Below are 15,243 nucleotides of genomic sequence, written 5' to 3' on the forward strand. Positions count from 1 at the left end.
CGGACATCGTCTACGAGGCTGCCACACGCTCGGGGTCGAGGTCCAGGCGGCGCAGGAGCTGCGCGTTGAGGGCCACGATCACGGTCGACAGGGACATGAGCAGTGCGCCCACCGCCATGGGCATGACGAACCCGACCGGCGCCAGGACGCCTGCCGCGAGCGGCACCGACACCAGGTTGTACCCGGCGGCCCACCACAGGTTCTGCTTCATCTTGCGGTAGCTGGCCCGGGAGAGCTCGATGACCGACAGGACCGAGCGCGGGTCGTCGCTCGCGAGGATGACCCCGGCCGACGCGATGGCCACGTCGGTGCCCGCGCCGATCGCGATGCCCACGTCCGCCTGGGCGAGCGCGGGGGCGTCGTTGACGCCGTCGCCGACCATCGCGACCTTGTGCCCGCGCGCCTGGAGCTCGGAGACCTTGTCGCCCTTGTCGCCCGGACGGACCCCGGCGAACACCTCGTCGATGCCGAGCTCGTCGGCCACCGACTGCGCCACGGCCTGCGCGTCACCCGTGATCATGACGACCCGGATGTTGCGCCGGTGCAGGGCGTCGATCGCCTCCCGGGACTCGGGCCTGATCTCGTCGGCCAGCGCGAAGCCGCCCAGCACCCGCGGAGTGCCGGAGCCCAGGTCGAGCGCGTGCAGGACCGTCGCGCCCTCGCCCTCCCATGCGGCGGCGTCGGGCACGGGGTCGAGGCCGTGCTCCCGCAGGAGCGACGGGCCGCCCACCGCCACCCGGCGACCGTCCACGAGACCCGAGACGCCCACTGCGGTCGAGGACTGGAAGTCCTCGGCGCGCGGCACCCGCACGCCCCTGTCCGCAGCGGCGCCCACGATCGCGCGGGCCAGGGGGTGCTGCGAGTCGGCCTCGACGGCCGCCGCGAGCGCGAGCAGCTCGTCCTCGCTGCCCGACGTCGCGACCAGGTGTGTCACGACGGGCTCGCCCTTGGTCAGGGTGCCGGTCTTGTCGAACAGGACAGCGTCGACCGTGCGCATCTGCTCGAGCGCCATGCGGTCCTTGACGAGCACGCCCGCCTTGGCCGCGCGCTCGGTCGAGATCGACACGACGAGCGGGATCGCGAGGCCAAGCGCGTGGGGGCACGCGATGACGAGGACCGTGATGGTCCGGATCAGCGCGCTCTCCGGCGTGCCCCACACGGTCCAGGAGATCAGCGTCAGCACCGCGGCGCCGAGCGCGAACCAGAAGAGCCAGCCTGCTGCGCGGTCCGCGAGACGCTGCGCGTGCGACGACGACGCCTGCGCCTGCGTCACCAGGCGCTGGATGCCCGCGAGCGCCGTGTCGTCGCCGACCGCGTCGACCTTGACGCGCAGCGCCTGGTCGGTCGCGACCGTCCCGGCCACGACGTGGTCGCCGACCGTCCGGCGCACCGGGCGCGACTCGCCCGTGATCATCGACTCGTCGACGTCCGCAGTCCCTTCCGAGACCACGCCGTCCGCGGGCACGCGCCCACCAGGACGCACCACGACGACGTCGCCCACGACAAGGTCCGTCGGGGAGACCGTGGACACCTGGCCGTCGTCACTCACGCGCTCGGCCTCGTCGGGCAGCAGCGCCGCGAGCGACTCCAGGGCCGACGACGACTGCGCGAGCGACCGCATCTCGATCCAGTGGCCCAGCAGCATGATCACGACCAGCAGCGCGAGCTCCCACCAGAAGTCGAGCTCGTGCGACAGGATCCCCAGGCTCGCGCCCCACGACGACACGAACGCGACCGTGATCGCGAGCGCGACGAGCAGCATCATGCCGGGCTTGCGCGCCTTGAGCTCGTCGAACGCGCCCGTGAGGAACGGCTTGCCACCCCACACGTACATGACCGTGCCGAGGACCGGCGAGATCCACGCGATGCCCGGGACGTCCGGGAGCGAGTAGCCGATGATCGACGCGAACATCTCGCTCGCGAGGACCGTCGGGACCGCGAGGGCCAGCATGATCCAGAACAGGCGGCGGAACATCGCGACGTGGCCTGCGTGACCGCCGTGCCCGCCGTGGCCCTCGTGACCTGCGTGGGCAGCGGCGTGGCCGTCGTGCGCGGAGTGGTCCTCGTGGCCGCCGGCGTGGGCCGAGTGGTCGGTCGCGGTCATGGTCGCCATGTCATGACCTGCGTGGCCCTGGTGCTCGGTGTGGCTCCGGTGCTCGGCGTGGCCCGCGTGCGAGCCGTCGTCGCCCGTGTGCTGCGCGTCGTCGCGACCTGCGTGCCCGCCGTGACCGGTGCGGTCACCGTGCTCGTCGTGCTCACCGTGCTCGTCGTGGTCCATGGGATTCACTGTCCCGTCCTCCCTCGTATCGCGCCGGGCGACCTTGGCGCCCAGCATACCCCCTAGGGGTATCGATAACTCTTGATACTGCCGCAGCATTCCCGGTCCGTCAAGAGGAAGCCGCGAGACGCCGACGCGCGGTGCCCCGGTCGCGGACCTAGCCTGAAAGCCCGACGACGGGCGGAGCAGCCATGACCCTGGTCCTTCACGACGAGCTCTTCGACGCGCAGCTCGTCCGAGCGCTCGCGTACACCGCGCAGGGCGGCGCGGAGATCGGTGAGTGCCTCGAGACCGCCCGCCGCATCACCCGGACCGACGGGAACCAGTGGTACGACGAGTGGTCCGCGACCGCCGCGCGCGTCGAGAAGGCTGCCGAGGAGAGCGACATCGCAGGCCACCGGGCCAGTGCCCGCGGTGCCTGGCTGCGCGCCTCGAACTACTACCGCACGGCTGGGCTCTTTCTCATGGGGGCGCCCGTCGACGACAGGTTCCGCGAGAGCTCGCGCCGTCAGACCGAGACCTTCCGCAAGGGGGCCGCACTCCTGGACCTTCCCCCGGACGTGCTCGAGATCGGTTTCGAGGGCGGGACGCTCCCCGGCTACTTCTACCGGGCCGCCGACGACGGACGCCCGCGTCCCACGGTCCTGCTCGTCGACGGCTACGACGGCACGGCCGAGGAGCTGTACTTCGCGAACGCGGTCGCGGCGCTCGACCGGGGGTACGACGTCCTCGCGTTCGACGGCCCGGGTCAGGGCAGCGTGATCCTCGACCAGGGCATCGCGTTCCGGCCGGACTGGGAGACCGTGGTGAGCGCCGTCGTCGACCACGCGCTGACCCTGGACGAGGTGGACCCGCAGCGCATCGTGGTGCACGGCTGGAGCTTCGGCGGCTACCTCGCGCCCCGCGCCGCGACCGGGGAGCACCGCCTCGCGGCCTGCGTCGCCGACAGCGGACCGTACGACCTGTTCGACACGGTCGCTGCGAAGTTCCCCTCGCTCCTGGCAGGCCACCTCGGCGACGACCACGGGGCCGCTCTCCGGGTCGTCGAGACCGCGCTGCACCAGCTCCTCAAGAAGCCCTCGGCGGGCTGGGCGCTGCGCCGGAACCTGTGGGTGCACGGCGTACGCGACCCGCTCGACTTCGTCAGGATGTCCCGTGACTACACGCTGCGCGGGCGTGAGCACCTCATCCGTTGCCCGGTGCTCGTGTGCCGCACCGTGGGCGACGACCTGTCGGTCTCGTCCCGGACCCTCGCCGAGAACCTCACGTGCCCGACCGAGTACGTCGAGCTCGGCCCCGGGGACGGCGTCACGGGCCACTGCGAGATGACCGGCCGAGGGGTCTTCCACCGGCGCGTGTACGACTGGCTCGACGAGACCCTCGGATACGACGGCACCCCCGCGTAGCCTCCCGGTGCCGGGGTGCGCCCGTCAGGGAGCCGTGGGCACGCTCGTGACCGTCGTCAGGAGGAACGCCGAGTCCTCCAGGGCGGCGACGGCGTGCCGCTCGTGCGTGAGCACGCGCAGCTCGCCCGGACCGACCTCCTCGTCGCCCTCCAGCGCCGTGACGCGGACGCGGCCACGCAGCACCTGGATGCTCGCGGCGGGCGGCGAGTTGTGCTCGCCGAGCTCGACGCCCGCGAGGATCGCGATGATGGTCTGGCGCAGGACGCCGTCGTGCAGCACGACCTCCGCGCTGCGGCCGTTGTCGCCGTCCCGGGCGCGCGTGAGGTGCGCGTCGGTGAGCAGCTCGAGGTTCGTCATGGGGGTTTCCGTTCGGCCGGGGGTGGGGCTTCCATCATGGCGGTCGGGCGTCCGGTTCGCCCGGTGTGCGCGGGTGCCCGACGGCGTCGCTCACCGCGCCTCGTCGGCGCGCCCGGGTACGTGGCCTGGGGCGGGCGCCGGGCTACTGGATCCCGAACCCGCCATCGGTGGTGAGAACCTGCCCGACGACCCACGAGCCCGCCGGTCCGGCGAGCCACGCGATGAGGCGGGCAGGGTCGGCGGGCTCGCCCCAGCGGCCGAACGGGGTCGCCGCGCGCAGGGCCTCGAGCTCGGCGAGCGGCCGGTCGGTCGACCCCGGGTCGAGGTACCCGGTGTTGACGGGGCCAGGGTTGACGGTGTTGAGCACGATGCCCAGGTCGAGCAGCTCGGCCGCGACCGTCGCGGTGACTCCGGCGAGCGCGGCCTTGGACGCCGCGTAGGCGACCTCGCCGCGCATCGGCCCGGCCTGCTGGCCCGAAGTCATCCAGAAGACCTTGGGCGCCGTCTCCGGGTCGGCCGGGCCCTGGCGGGCGGAGCGCTCTCCGGGCCGGGCTCCGGGCTTCCCGTCGGTCCGGGCGTGCTCGAGCGCGAACCGGCGCGTGAGCAGGAGCGTCGAGCGCGTGTTGGCCCCCCAGAACGCGTCGAGGGTGTCGGCGTCCATGTCGAGGATCGAGCCGTCGCCGCCGCTGCGCGCGTGGTTGCACACGAGGACGTCGACCGACCCGGTGAGCGCGAGAGCGGCATCGAACAGTGCGTCGAGCCGAGCGGGATCGCGCAGGTCGGCGCTCGCCGCTCCTGACACCGCCTCGCCACGGAGCGCCGCCCGGACGCCGTCGGCGACCGCGTCGAGATCGTCCCCGCCCCAGGGCAGGGCGGCGTCGTGCGGGGCGTAGTGGTGCGTGAAGACGTTGGCGCCCTGGGCGGCGAGCTCGCGGGCGACGGCGTAACCGATCCCCTTGCGCCGGGACACGCCGGTCACGAGGGCGGTACGGCCGGCGAGAGGGAGGTGAGGGGTCGTCATGCGGCGACCGTAGCGACTCGGCGAAACGGTCTCCAGGCCATTTCGCAGCCGCCTGCACGCCCCCTCCGGGGTGTGACGCCGGTCACTCGTCGGCAGGTCGGCGCGCGATCCGGGGACGGGTGACAGAGCATGGGGTGATGCACGTGCCCACCTTCGTCGACGTCTGGCAGCTCCTCAACGACGCCGATCGCGAACGTCTCGCCGAGATCGACGAGACCGAGACCGAGATCCTCGACTTCCTGCGGACGCAGCCCGTCGAGGACGTCGACGCGCCCCTGTTCTCCGACCTGCAGGTCGAGCGCCTGCGCGTCTACCGGGCAGCGCTCGAGCGCGCCAACCCGGGCGAGTCCCAGCCCGAGGCCGCGTCGGCCTAGCACCGCGCGCCGCATCCGGTGCCCGGCTGCGGGCCGTCGGCGTCAGCAGAGTCAGTGGGTCGGCATCTCCAGGCAGCCGCCGTCGGCGATCGGGCCGCCCGCCTCGAGGGTCACGCCCTCCGGTGCGATCCCGCCGTAGACGCAGCCCCCGGGGACGCTCACACCGACCCCGAAGGTCGTCGCGGGGTCGCCCGACACCGTCGTCTCGGGAGTCACGCCGAACGTCTCGAACCCCGCACCCGTCAGCGCGGCCACGACCTCGTCGCGGCGCAGGGTCTCGCCCGTGACGAGCGGGGTGAGCGCGGCCTCGACCGCGGGGACGGACAGCGCGGCCTCGGCGTCCGACGCGGGGGTCCCGCGGCGCTCGCGGTAGGCCTCGTTCGAGGAGTCGAGTCCCTGGTTCTCCGGCTCGGGGGTCTGGCCCGTCGACCCGGTGACCGAGGAGGACACGTCCTGGGGCGCGTCGGGCCCGCCGGACGTGTCGAACGCGTCGGGCCACCGGCCGATCAGGACCACGAAGCCCACGAAGGCCGCGACCAGTGCGACCGTGACGAGGGCCACGAGCCCGACCACGACCCGGACGACCCACGTGGCCGCACGTGAACGACCAGCGGGCGTGACGCCGTCGGGCAGGGGGCGGTTCATCCGGCGAGTCTCGCGGCCCGGCGACCCACGCGTCCAGCGCAGGGCGCGACCCTGCGCGAGATCTCCACGAGCGGACGCGACGGGGCGAGGGCGGTCGGACCGCCCTCGCCCCGTGCCGCGCCGTCCGCATCACGGCCTACGTCACCGGCAGCCTCAGCGCCTCGCCGAGCGGGACCGACGGCCCCTGGAACGGCACCATGTCCTGGGCGCACGTCGCGCCGTCGGTCGCCTCGAGGTCGACGAGGTAGCGGGCCACCGCGGCGTCGGCGCACGCGGACTTGCCGACGATCGTGTGTCCCCACCCCTCGACGGTGAGCACGCGTGCGTCGGGCCAGCGGTCGGCGTACGGCTGCGTGAACGCGTAGGGCGTCGCCGGGTCGAACCGGGTGCCGACGACGAGCACCGGCGCTTCGGTCGTCTGGTCCCACGGACCGGTGAACGCGTCGCGGTCGGTCACCGGGACGAACTCGCACTGGATGCCGACCCAGCCGCGGTAGCGGCCGAAGTGCGGGTACTGCGCGTCGAGCGCGTCGACCTTCGCCGCGTACGACCGGGGGGCGCCCGGCGTGGTGACGTCCACGCACAGGCTCGCGAGCGCGCCGCCGACCGACGGGTAGTCCTGCGCGTACCCGGCGCGGCGCAGGAGCTCCCCGAGGGACGGGGCGGCGCTGCGGGCGCCGGGCGCGTCCGCGGCAGGCGGCCCGACGGCGCCGCTCAGCACCGCGAGGCTCGCGAGCGTCAGGTCGAGGTCGCCCCAGGCGACGGGCTCGTAGAGGTAGGAGAAGACGAGCGCCACGGTCTCGGGATACCCGATCGGGACGGTCGAACCGTCCGGGAGCGGCACCTCGACGGGTGTCTCGCGCAAGGCTGCGTACGTCGCCTCGACGACCTCGGCCGGGTCGCCGAGCGACGCCAGCGCGCAGGCCGTCGGGCCCGCCTCGGTGCACAGCCGCGCGAACTCGCCGAACGTCTCGGTCGCGCCCGCGGCCTGCCCGATGCGCGCGCCCAGCAGCTCGTCGGACCCGACGCCCGACCAGGCGTCGACGTCCATCGTCCCGTCGAGCACCATCGCGCGGACCCGGTCCGGGAACAGCGCCGCGTACGTGGCCCCGAGGACCGTGCCGTACGAGTAGCCGACGTAGCTGAGCTCGTCGTCGCCCACGGCCTGGCGCAGCAGGTCCATGTCGCGAGCGACGTTCGCGGTCGACGAGTGCGAGATGCGGTCCCCGGAGAAGAGGGTGCACGACGCCCCGAGGGTCGCCATCTGCCCGAGGAAGCGCCGCTCCTCGCGGTCGGTGACCGGGAACGCCGGCACGCTCGACATGAACGCCGTCTCGCGCTCGGCGTCGCGGAAGCACGTCGCCGGGTCGGACGTCCCGACCGCGCGCGGGTCGAACCCGATCACGTCGAAACGGGCGAGCACCTCGTCGTCGAACAGCCTGCCGCCGAGCTGGTGGAGGCCCTCGACGCCCGGGCCGCCCGGCCCGCCGAAGTTCGTGAACAGGCTCCCGACGCGCTGCGTCGGGTCGGTCGCGGGCAGCCGGGTCAGGCCGATCGTGGTGGTCCGGCCCCGCGGACGGTCGTAGTCCGTGGGGACCTCGACGCTCGCGCACTCGAACGCCTCGAGGCCCGCGCCGTCGCACGGCCCCCACGCGATCTGGGGCACCGCGGCCTCGACCTGCCCGGCCTCGACCTGCCCGCCCGGCGACGGCGGATCACCCCCCGGCCCGGTGGCGGCCACGGCAGGCATGCCACCCAGGAGAAGGACCGCCGCCAGCGTGGACGCTGCGGCGCGGACTCGTGTCGTCGTCGATCGCGAAGTCATCGGGACCATCCGAGCACGACCATGTCGGACATGCACCTCGAGGCTCGGCACGAGTCCCTCGACGCGACGACCGTCCCCGCCCGGTGCGTGTCCTCCTGCGCTCGCCCGCCCGGCGCGGGAGAGTAGGGGCCATGCAGATCCTCTCCTCGATCGGGACGGCCCTGTTCACCGGTGCCGCCACGATCGTCATGGTCCTCCTGCTCGCGGCGACGGCCCGCAGGGTCCTGGGAGTGCCGGTCGGGTGGATCCGGTCGATCCTCATGACGGTCTTCGTGGTCTCGCTCGGGTCGTGGGGGCTCACCGAGGGGTTCCAGCAGCTCGGGGTCCTGGAGGCCGACGGGTCGCTCACGGTCCACCCCGGGGTCGTCCTCGTGATCGTCGTCCTCGCGTGGGCGTGGTCGTTCGTGATCGGCCTCGGTCTGCTGCTCGTCCTGGAGCTCCTGGTACCGACGGGCAGCATCCCGACCCCGTGGCGCGCGGTCGTCGAGCTGCGCAGGGGGTCCAAGGACCTGTGGCGCTACACCCAGATCATGGGGATCATGATCCGCCACGGCCTGGGCGGGTTCTTCGGTCGCGGCGCACGGCGGCGCAGCCACCAGAGGACCACCGACTCCGAGGAGAGGGCCGTCGCGCGCGAGCTGCGGGCCGCGCTGAGCGACGCGGGCGTGACGTTCGTGAAGCTCGGCCAGATGCTCTCGACCCGTGCGGACCTGCTGCCCGCGGTGTACGTCGAGGAGCTGTCCCGGCTCCAGAGCCAGGTCCCGCCCGCGCCCTGGGCGCACATCGAGGCCATGGTCACGCGGTCGATCGGCGCGCCCGTGGACACCGTGTTCGCATACTTCGACCCCGATCCCATCGCGTCCGCCTCGGTCGGCCAGGTGCACTGCGCGACCCTGCTCGACGGACGCGAGGTCGTCGTCAAGGTCCAGCGGCCAGGAGCACGCCAGCAGGTCCTCGGCGACCTGCGCATCGTGCTGCGGATCGCGCGCAGGCTCCAGCGCGACACGTCGTGGGGGCCGTCGCTGGGCATCATGGACCTCGCCGAAGGCTTCGCGGCCTCCCTGCGCGAGGAGCTCGACTACACGACCGAGCTCGAGAACACGCTCAACGTGCAGGGCGCGCTCGCGACGATCCGCCGGTCGAAGCGGCACCCGCTGCCCGGGGCCCACCAGGTCGAGGATCCCGACGCGAACGTGCCTCTCGTCGAGATCCCGTACGTGCACCCCGAGCTGTCGAGCTCGACGCTCCTGGTCATGGACCGTCTCGACGGCACTCCCGTCGGGGACGCGGCCGACCTGCTCGCGACGTTCGACGACGACACGCGCCACGACATCGCGGCCCGCCTGCTGCGCGTCACGCTCGACCAGATCGTCGTGACCGGGGTGTTCCACGCCGACCTGCACCCGGGCAACGTCTTCCTGCGTGACGACGGCTCGCTCGGGCTGCTCGACTTCGGCTCGGTCGGCCGGCTCGACGAGGCCGAGCGGGTCGCTCTCGCGGCGGTGCTGCTCGCGGTCGAGGCCGACGACTCGATCGCGGCGACCGACGCGCTCATCGAGCTGCTCGACCAGCCCGACAGCTTCGACGAGCGCAGGTTCGAGCGCTCGGTCGGTCGGCTCATCCTGCGGTTCCGCGGGGCAGGGGCGGCGAGCAGCGGCTCGCTGTTCGCGGCGATGGTCCGCCTCGTGAACGACGCAGGCATGGGCGTGCCGCCGCAGGTCGCTGCGGCGTTCCGCACGATCGCGGCGCTCGACGGGACGCTGCACCTGCTCTCGCCCTCGTTCGAGCTCGTCTCCTCGGCGCGCGACGAGGGCGAGGAGCTGCTGCGCAACATGGTCAGCCTGCGCAAGATCCGCGCGAAAGCCGGGTCCCAGCTCCTGGCGTTCGCCCCGTCGATCGAACGCCTTCCCCGGCGCCTCAACAAGATCACGTCGGACCTCGAGGCGGGCAGGTTCACCGTCAACGTCCGGGCGTTCGCCGACCCGGGTGACCGGAAGTTCGTCACGAGCCTCGTGCAGCAGGTCATCTCGACCATCATCGCGGCCGCGAGCGTCGTGGGCGGGGTCTTCCTCCTCATCGCGGAGAACGGCCCGCAGCTCACGAACGACCTGAGCTGGTACTCGGTGTTCGGCGCCGTGATGCTGTTCATCGGTGCGGTGCTCAGCATCCGCGTGCTGATCTACGCGTTCCGGGGCGCCCCGGCCGACCGGAGCTGGTAGGAGATGTCCCGTCGCGAGCTCGTCGTCCTCGGCACCGCCAGCCAGGTGCCCACGCGTACCCGCAACCACAACGGCTACGTCCTGTTCTGGGACGACGAGGCGGTCCTGTTCGACCCGGGCGAGGGCACGCAGCGGCAGATGCTGCGGGCGGGGGTGTCGGCGACGGACCTGACGCGGATCGCGATCACGCACCTGCACGGCGACCACAGCCTGGGGCTGGCCGGCGTCGTGCAGCGGATCAGCCTGGACGGCGTGCCGCACACGGTCCCGGTGTCCTTCCCGGCCTCGGGCGCGACGTGGGTCGACCACCTGCTCGACGCCACGTCCTACCACCACCGTGCGGACCTCGCGCTGCAGCCGCTCTCCGATGACGGGGTCGTCCCGCCAGTCCGGGCCGAACCCGGGTTCGTCCTGCGCGCCGAGCGGCTCGACCACGGCGTCGAGGCGTTCGGCTACCGGCTCGACGAGCCGGCGGGACGGCGCATGGTCCCGGAGCTGCTCGCGGCCGCCGGGATCCACGGGCCCACGGTCGGGCTGCTCCAGCGCGAGGGCGTCGTCGAGGTGGGTGCCGGGACGATCGGGCTCGAGGACGTGAGCGTCGTGCGACCTGGGCAGTCGTTCGCGTTCGTCATGGACACGCGCCTGTGCGACGCGGTCTTCTCGCTCGCGCGGGGAGTCGACCTGCTCGTCATCGAGGCGACGTTCCTCGACAGGGACCGCGACCTCGCCCACGCGTTCGGTCACCTGACCGCGCTCCAGGCGGCGACGGTCGCGGCCGAGTGCGGCGTCCGGTCGCTCGTCCTGACGCACTTCTCGCAGCGCTACCAGGACCCGGCCGAGTTCTGGGCCGAGGCAAGGACCGTGTTCGACGGCGAGCTCACGGTCGCCGAGGACCTCGACCGTGTGCAGGTCCCCCCGCGCGCACACTGACCCGGCGTCGGACGGGGGCGGCCGAGAACGTGTCCGAGGTCGTTCTCGTGGGGATGGCGGCCTTTCTCCCGTGCTCGACGGCGCAGAGTCCCGTGGTCGGCACCACTACCCTCGGAGCATGCCCGACGCGCCCGATGAGCAGGACCAGCCCGACGCGCCCGACGACGCCCCCCGCCGCCTTCGCTGGGGCTGGCTGCTCCTCGCCGTGGTGGTCGCGGTCGTGTCCTTCCTCGCCGTGAGCGTCCAGTCCGGCCGGTGCGTCGACTCCGTCACGCCCGGTGCGTCCTACTGCACCAGCGGCCCCGTGCTCGGCACCGGGGGCTGGCTCGTCGGTCTCGCTGGAGCGGGGTTCGTCATCTATGCGGTGCGCCGGGGGCTCGGTCGGCGGTAGGCGCCAGGGCCGTCGGTGCCTCCCGCTACGGTCCACCTCATGGCTGATCGCGCGCACGGCACCCCCACCCCGCCCACCGACTCCTCGGTCGACCGCGAGGACTGGTACGGCCGCGACCTCGACGGCGAGACGTTCGAGCGCGTCGCGTTCGGTGACTGCGACTTCTCCGAGATCACGACGACGGGCGCCACGTTCACCGAGTGCACGTTCCGCAACGTCCGGTTCAACGCGTCGACCCACACCGACTCGGCCTTCGCGAACTGCACCTTCTCGCGCTGCTCCTTCTTCGACACCACGTTCACGCGCTGCAAGACCGTGGGGTCGACGTTCACCGAGTGCAGCTTCGACCTCCTCAAGGTCGTGGGCGGGAACTGGTCGTTCGTGACGATGGTCGGGGCGGACCTGCGCAGCGTCACCGTCACCGGGGCGCGCTTCCGCGAGGCGGACCTGACGGGCGCCCGCTGCCAGGGGGCCGTGCTGCGCGACCTCGACCTGTCCGGGGCCTGGCTGCACAAGGCCGACTTCACGGGCACGGACCTGCGTGGCAGCGACCTCAGCGCGCTCGACCCTCTGAGCAGCATCGTGCAGGGGGCGATCGTGGACCCGGCGCAGGCGCTCGTGGTCGCCGAGGCCCTGGGCCTGGACGTGCGGACGCACTGAGTGCGGGTGGGCAGTGCGGACTCGCCGAGTGCGGTGGGGCGGGGCGCGCACCGACGACACGCCGAGGCTCCCCGGCGGCGCGGTGAGACGCGTCACGTTCGCGTCATGATCGCCTCAGGATCGTGTCTCTTCCCCTGACAGGCGCTTCACGCCCGACCCTCGGGCACGCCGCGGAAGGACCCACCCATGTCGACGACGAGCGAGACCGACCTCCGGGCCTTGGCCGACGAGGAGCTGGTCGACGCCGTCCGCGGTGGCTCGCAGGACGCGTACGCGGTCCTGTGGTCGCGCCACTCGGGGGCCGGACGCGGTGCGGCGCGCCGCGTCACGTCGTCGTTCGACCCGGACGACCTGGTCCAGGAGTCCTTCCTGCGCATCCTGCGCGCGATCCAGGCGGGCAACGGACCGACCGGCCCCTTCCGCCCCTACCTCTACCAGACGGTGCGCAGCGTCGCGATCACGTGGTCGCACGCGCCGGACCCGATCTCGGTCGACCAGGTGCCCGAGGTGGCCGACCCGGTCGACATGGCCGACGTCGTGGTCGAGGGGTCGGTCACGGTCACGGCCTTCAAGGCGCTGCCCGCACGGTGGCAGGCCGTGCTCTGGTACACCGAGGTCGAGGGCATGGAGGCTCGCGAGGTCGCGCCGCTGCTCGGCCTCAGCGCGGGGTCGGTCTCGGCCCTGGCCTACCGGGCGCGCGAGGGGTTGCGCCGGTCCTGGCTCCAGGCCCACGTCAACACGGCCGCGGTCTCCGACGAGTGCCGGTGGGCCGCGGAGCAGATGGGCGACTACAACCGCGGCGCCCTGAGCGCGCGGAACAAGGACCGTTTCGAGGAGCACCTCACGGGGTGCTTGCCGTGCTCGATCCTGGTCGACGAGGTCGACCAGGTCGCCTCGCGGCTGGGACTCCTGCTCGTCCCGCTGGTGCTGGGTGTCCCGGCAGTCCTGGGCGGTACCTCGGCGGCGCTCGGGGGAGCGGGGTTCGTCCCGGCCAAGGGCGTCTTCATCGACCCGACGGCGGACCTCGCCCTGGGTGTCGCGGGCGCCGAGGGCACTGCGGGCGGGTCCGGTGGTGGAGCGGGCGGTGGGTCGACCGGGTCCACGGGCGGGGCCGCGAGCAATGTCCCGGTGGGGGCCGCAGGTGCCGGGGTCACGGGGGCGGCCGCGGCCTCCGGGCTCTCGGGCGGGGCGATCCTCGCTCTCGTCACCGCCGGAGTCGCCGTCGCGGTCGGTGCGGTCGCGGTCGCGCAGCCGTGGGGAGCCACCCCGCCCGTCGTGGCGGAGCACTCAGGACCGAGCCCCGAGAACTCGTCCGACGGGGCGTCCCAGGCCCCGTCGGACGACGGGCTGGCCCTCGTGCCGGGGGCGGACCCGACAGATCCCACGACGGTCCCGGACGAGGTGCTGCCGGTGCCGGCACCTGCTGCGGGCCAGGACGAGGGCACCGCGGCGGACCTCCCGTCCCGGGGGGCGGGGACCGGTCGCGCGACGACCTCGGTCGTCCCGGCGCCGGTTCCAGCCGTTCCGGTGGTGCCACCGTCCGGGCCGCCCGTGGACCCTGCGCCGGTGCCTCCGCCGAGTCCCGAGACTCCTGTCGACCCGGAGACCCCTGTCGACCCGGAGACCCCCGTCGACCCGGAGACCCCTGTCGACCCGGAGCTCGGCGCGCCGACCCTGGTCGCCCCGCCCGCGGGCGAGCTGGTCTACCTGCCCGAGCTCTCGGGCACGGGCGAGCCCGGTGCGACGGTCACGATCTCGGCGACCGGCCACGGAGCCTCTGCCGTCGTCGCCAGCGCGGACGTCGCACCCGACGGCACGTGGCGAGCGACGCCGTCGGGCAGTGCGACCGTGTGGGAGACGCTCACCGCGACGCAGGAGCGCAACGGCACGACCTCCGAGGCCACGAACGTCCCGGGGCCGTTCACGTTCCTGCTGCCCTCGATCCTCGCCCCCGCGGACGGCGACGTCGTCGACTGGGCGCCGTCGATCACGGTGCGGATCGACGGACGCGCCGGGCTCACGACCGAGGCGTTCCTCGACGGGCGGTCGACGGGCAACACGCACACGATGACGGGCAGGCCGCTCGGCCTCGTCGCCTCAGGGCTCGCGCCGGGCGAGCACACGCTCGGGCTGCGCTACGTCGACCGCGCGACCGGCGCCGTCGGGCCGATCGTGACGTCGACGTTCACGATCGGCCCGCTACCCAGCTAGTCGGCCCTAGTCGGCCGGGCGCCGGACCACGGTCACCGGGCACGTCGCGTACTCGACGGCCTGCCGGCTCACCGAGCCCAGGAGGAGGCGGTCGAACCCGCCCGTACCCCGGTTGCCGACGACCAGGCGCTCGGCGCCCTCCGACGCCTCGAGGAGCCCTTTCGCAGGGTGGGCGTGCACGACGCTGCGGCGGACCTGGTCCTCGGGCAGGTCCACGCCCGCAGCCTCGAGCGCACGGTCGAGCTGCTCGCCGGCGAACTTCTCGTAGTCGTCGATGGGCGGGGTCCAGCCCCACGAGTCGGGCAGCGGGGCCAGCGTGACGATCTGCCAGCAGAACACCGCGTCCAGGACCGAGCCCCTGCGGCGGGCGACCTCGAGCCCGTGACGCAGCGCATGCACCGACGTGCGCGAGCCGTCCACCCCCACCACGACACGCGGGGGCGCGTCGGCCGCGGCAGGGGCTCCGGCGTCGTCCGTCTCGTCGTCACCGGCGGACCGCACGACCGTCACCGGGACCTGCGTCGCGCCCTGGACGACGGCCGACGACACCGAGCCCAGCACGAGCCGACCCAGCCGACCCAGCCCACGGCTGCCCACCACGAGCATCTCCGAGTGCTCCGCGCGGGCCAACAGCGCGGTGGCCGCCGAGCCCTGGACCTGCTCCGCGTGCGTGACCGCGTCGACCCCCGTGCGGTGCCGGGCCTCGTCCAGGAGGGTCAGGACCTGGTCCTGCTTGAGGTCCGCGAGATGGCTGAAGTCGGCCGGCTCCGAGGGACGAGGACCGTCCTTCCAGGACGGTTCCCAGGCGAGGACCGCCGTGAGCGGCACACCCCGCGAACCCGCCTCGACGAGCGCCCAGTCGAGGGCTTCCTGGGACCGGGCCGATCCGTCCACACCGACGACCACGTCACTCATCGACGTCACCT

At 73.3% G+C, this 15,243-nt stretch carries 13 protein-coding genes; 7 read left to right on the forward strand and 6 right to left on the reverse strand.

The window, feature by feature from the left end:
- Window positions 1-10 precede the first annotated feature (10 nt).
- The gene (locus tag JOD48_RS04155) at window positions 11-2,278 is read right to left on the reverse strand and encodes a heavy metal translocating P-type ATPase (protein ID WP_372440687.1); all 2,268 of its coding nucleotides are present in this window, start codon (window positions 2,276-2,278) and stop codon (window positions 11-13) included.
- A gap of 191 nt (window positions 2,279-2,469) precedes the next feature.
- On the opposite strand from JOD48_RS04155, the gene JOD48_RS04160 reads away from it, so the two are divergent.
- Window positions 2,470-3,684: an alpha/beta hydrolase family protein gene (locus JOD48_RS04160; protein WP_191792259.1), complete on the forward strand. Its 1,215-nt coding sequence runs from the start codon at window positions 2,470-2,472 to the stop codon at window positions 3,682-3,684.
- 24 nt (window positions 3,685-3,708) lie between these two features.
- Here JOD48_RS04160 and JOD48_RS04165 read toward each other — a convergent pair whose 3' ends face one another.
- Both JOD48_RS04165 and JOD48_RS04170 read right to left on the reverse strand, forming a co-directional pair.
- Window positions 3,709-4,041 carry a cupin domain-containing protein gene (locus JOD48_RS04165; protein WP_191792260.1) on the reverse strand — a complete coding sequence of 111 codons (333 nt, stop codon included), beginning with the start codon at window positions 4,039-4,041 and terminating at the stop codon, window positions 3,709-3,711.
- 142 nt (window positions 4,042-4,183) lie between these two features.
- On the reverse strand, window positions 4,184-5,062 hold the full coding sequence (locus tag JOD48_RS04170) for an SDR family oxidoreductase (protein WP_204807615.1): 879 nt from the start codon (window positions 5,060-5,062) through the stop codon (window positions 4,184-4,186).
- A 137-nt stretch (window positions 5,063-5,199) separates the two neighbouring features.
- Here JOD48_RS04170 and JOD48_RS04175 point away from each other — a divergent pair, with 137 nt between their 5' ends.
- A complete protein-coding gene (locus tag JOD48_RS04175; RefSeq protein WP_191792262.1) occupies window positions 5,200-5,436 on the forward strand; it encodes a hypothetical protein in 237 nt (78 codons plus the stop codon).
- A 51-nt stretch (window positions 5,437-5,487) separates the two neighbouring features.
- Here JOD48_RS04175 and JOD48_RS04180 read toward each other — a convergent pair whose 3' ends face one another.
- Together JOD48_RS04180 and JOD48_RS04185 are read right to left on the reverse strand one after the other, a co-directional pair.
- On the reverse strand, window positions 5,488-6,081 hold the full coding sequence (locus tag JOD48_RS04180; protein WP_191792263.1) for a DUF6993 domain-containing protein: 594 nt from the start codon (window positions 6,079-6,081) through the stop codon (window positions 5,488-5,490).
- 136 nt (window positions 6,082-6,217) lie between these two features.
- Window positions 6,218-7,831: an alpha/beta hydrolase gene (locus JOD48_RS04185; protein WP_204807618.1), complete on the reverse strand. Its 1,614-nt coding sequence runs from the start codon at window positions 7,829-7,831 to the stop codon at window positions 6,218-6,220.
- A gap of 206 nt (window positions 7,832-8,037) precedes the next feature.
- Between JOD48_RS04185 and JOD48_RS04190 the strand changes: the two genes are divergently transcribed.
- The 5 genes from JOD48_RS04190 (at window position 8,038) to JOD48_RS04210 (ending at window position 14,317) form a co-directional block, all read left to right on the forward strand.
- Window positions 8,038-10,125: an ABC1 kinase family protein gene (locus JOD48_RS04190; protein WP_204807620.1), complete on the forward strand. Its 2,088-nt coding sequence runs from the start codon at window positions 8,038-8,040 to the stop codon at window positions 10,123-10,125.
- 3 nt (window positions 10,126-10,128) lie between these two features.
- Entirely contained in the window at window positions 10,129-11,055 is a 927-nt protein-coding gene (locus JOD48_RS04195; RefSeq protein ID WP_191792266.1) for a ribonuclease Z, read from the forward strand.
- A 118-nt stretch (window positions 11,056-11,173) separates the two neighbouring features.
- Window positions 11,174-11,446: a hypothetical protein gene (locus JOD48_RS04200; protein ID WP_204807622.1), complete on the forward strand. Its 273-nt coding sequence runs from the start codon at window positions 11,174-11,176 to the stop codon at window positions 11,444-11,446.
- Between the two features lie 39 nt (window positions 11,447-11,485).
- On the forward strand, window positions 11,486-12,106 hold the full coding sequence (locus JOD48_RS04205) for a pentapeptide repeat-containing protein (protein WP_191792268.1): 621 nt from the start codon (window positions 11,486-11,488) through the stop codon (window positions 12,104-12,106).
- 186 nt (window positions 12,107-12,292) lie between these two features.
- The gene (locus JOD48_RS04210) at window positions 12,293-14,317 is read left to right on the forward strand and encodes a sigma-70 family RNA polymerase sigma factor (protein WP_204807624.1); all 2,025 of its coding nucleotides are present in this window, start codon (window positions 12,293-12,295) and stop codon (window positions 14,315-14,317) included.
- A gap of 6 nt (window positions 14,318-14,323) precedes the next feature.
- Here the strand turns inward: JOD48_RS04210 and JOD48_RS04215 are convergent, their stop codons facing one another.
- Entirely contained in the window at window positions 14,324-15,232 is a 909-nt protein-coding gene (locus JOD48_RS04215; protein WP_191792270.1) for a universal stress protein, read from the reverse strand.
- Between the last annotated feature and the right edge of the window lie 11 nt (window positions 15,233-15,243).

The sequence above is a fragment of the Oerskovia paurometabola genome (assembly GCF_016907365.1).
Lineage (GTDB): Bacteria > Actinomycetota > Actinomycetes > Actinomycetales > Cellulomonadaceae > Oerskovia > Oerskovia paurometabola.

Bases quoted from the DNA above. Each gene is read 5' to 3' on its own strand.
- JOD48_RS04200 (WP_204807622.1), top strand. From the start codon at position 11,174: ATGCCCGACGCGCCCGATGAGCAGGACCAGCCCGACGCGCCCGACGAC.
- JOD48_RS04195 (WP_191792266.1), top strand. From the start codon at position 10,129: ATGTCCCGTCGCGAGCTCGTCGTCCTCGGCACCGCCAGCCAGGTGCCC.
- JOD48_RS04180 (WP_191792263.1), bottom strand. From the start codon at position 6,081: ATGAACCGCCCCCTGCCCGACGGCGTCACGCCCGCTGGTCGTTCACGT.
- JOD48_RS04210 (WP_204807624.1), top strand. From the start codon at position 12,293: ATGTCGACGACGAGCGAGACCGACCTCCGGGCCTTGGCCGACGAGGAG.
- JOD48_RS04185 (WP_204807618.1), bottom strand. From the start codon at position 7,831: ATGCCTGCCGTGGCCGCCACCGGGCCGGGGGGTGATCCGCCGTCGCCG.
- JOD48_RS04190 (WP_204807620.1), top strand. From the start codon at position 8,038: ATGCAGATCCTCTCCTCGATCGGGACGGCCCTGTTCACCGGTGCCGCC.
- JOD48_RS04215 (WP_191792270.1), bottom strand. From the start codon at position 15,232: ATGAGTGACGTGGTCGTCGGTGTGGACGGATCGGCCCGGTCCCAGGAA.
- JOD48_RS04165 (WP_191792260.1), bottom strand. From the start codon at position 4,041: ATGACGAACCTCGAGCTGCTCACCGACGCGCACCTCACGCGCGCCCGG.
- JOD48_RS04205 (WP_191792268.1), top strand. From the start codon at position 11,486: ATGGCTGATCGCGCGCACGGCACCCCCACCCCGCCCACCGACTCCTCG.
- JOD48_RS04170 (WP_204807615.1), bottom strand. From the start codon at position 5,062: ATGACGACCCCTCACCTCCCTCTCGCCGGCCGTACCGCCCTCGTGACC.
- JOD48_RS04175 (WP_191792262.1), top strand. From the start codon at position 5,200: ATGCACGTGCCCACCTTCGTCGACGTCTGGCAGCTCCTCAACGACGCC.
- JOD48_RS04160 (WP_191792259.1), top strand. From the start codon at position 2,470: ATGACCCTGGTCCTTCACGACGAGCTCTTCGACGCGCAGCTCGTCCGA.
- JOD48_RS04155 (WP_372440687.1), bottom strand. From the start codon at position 2,278: ATGGACCACGACGAGCACGGTGAGCACGACGAGCACGGTGACCGCACC.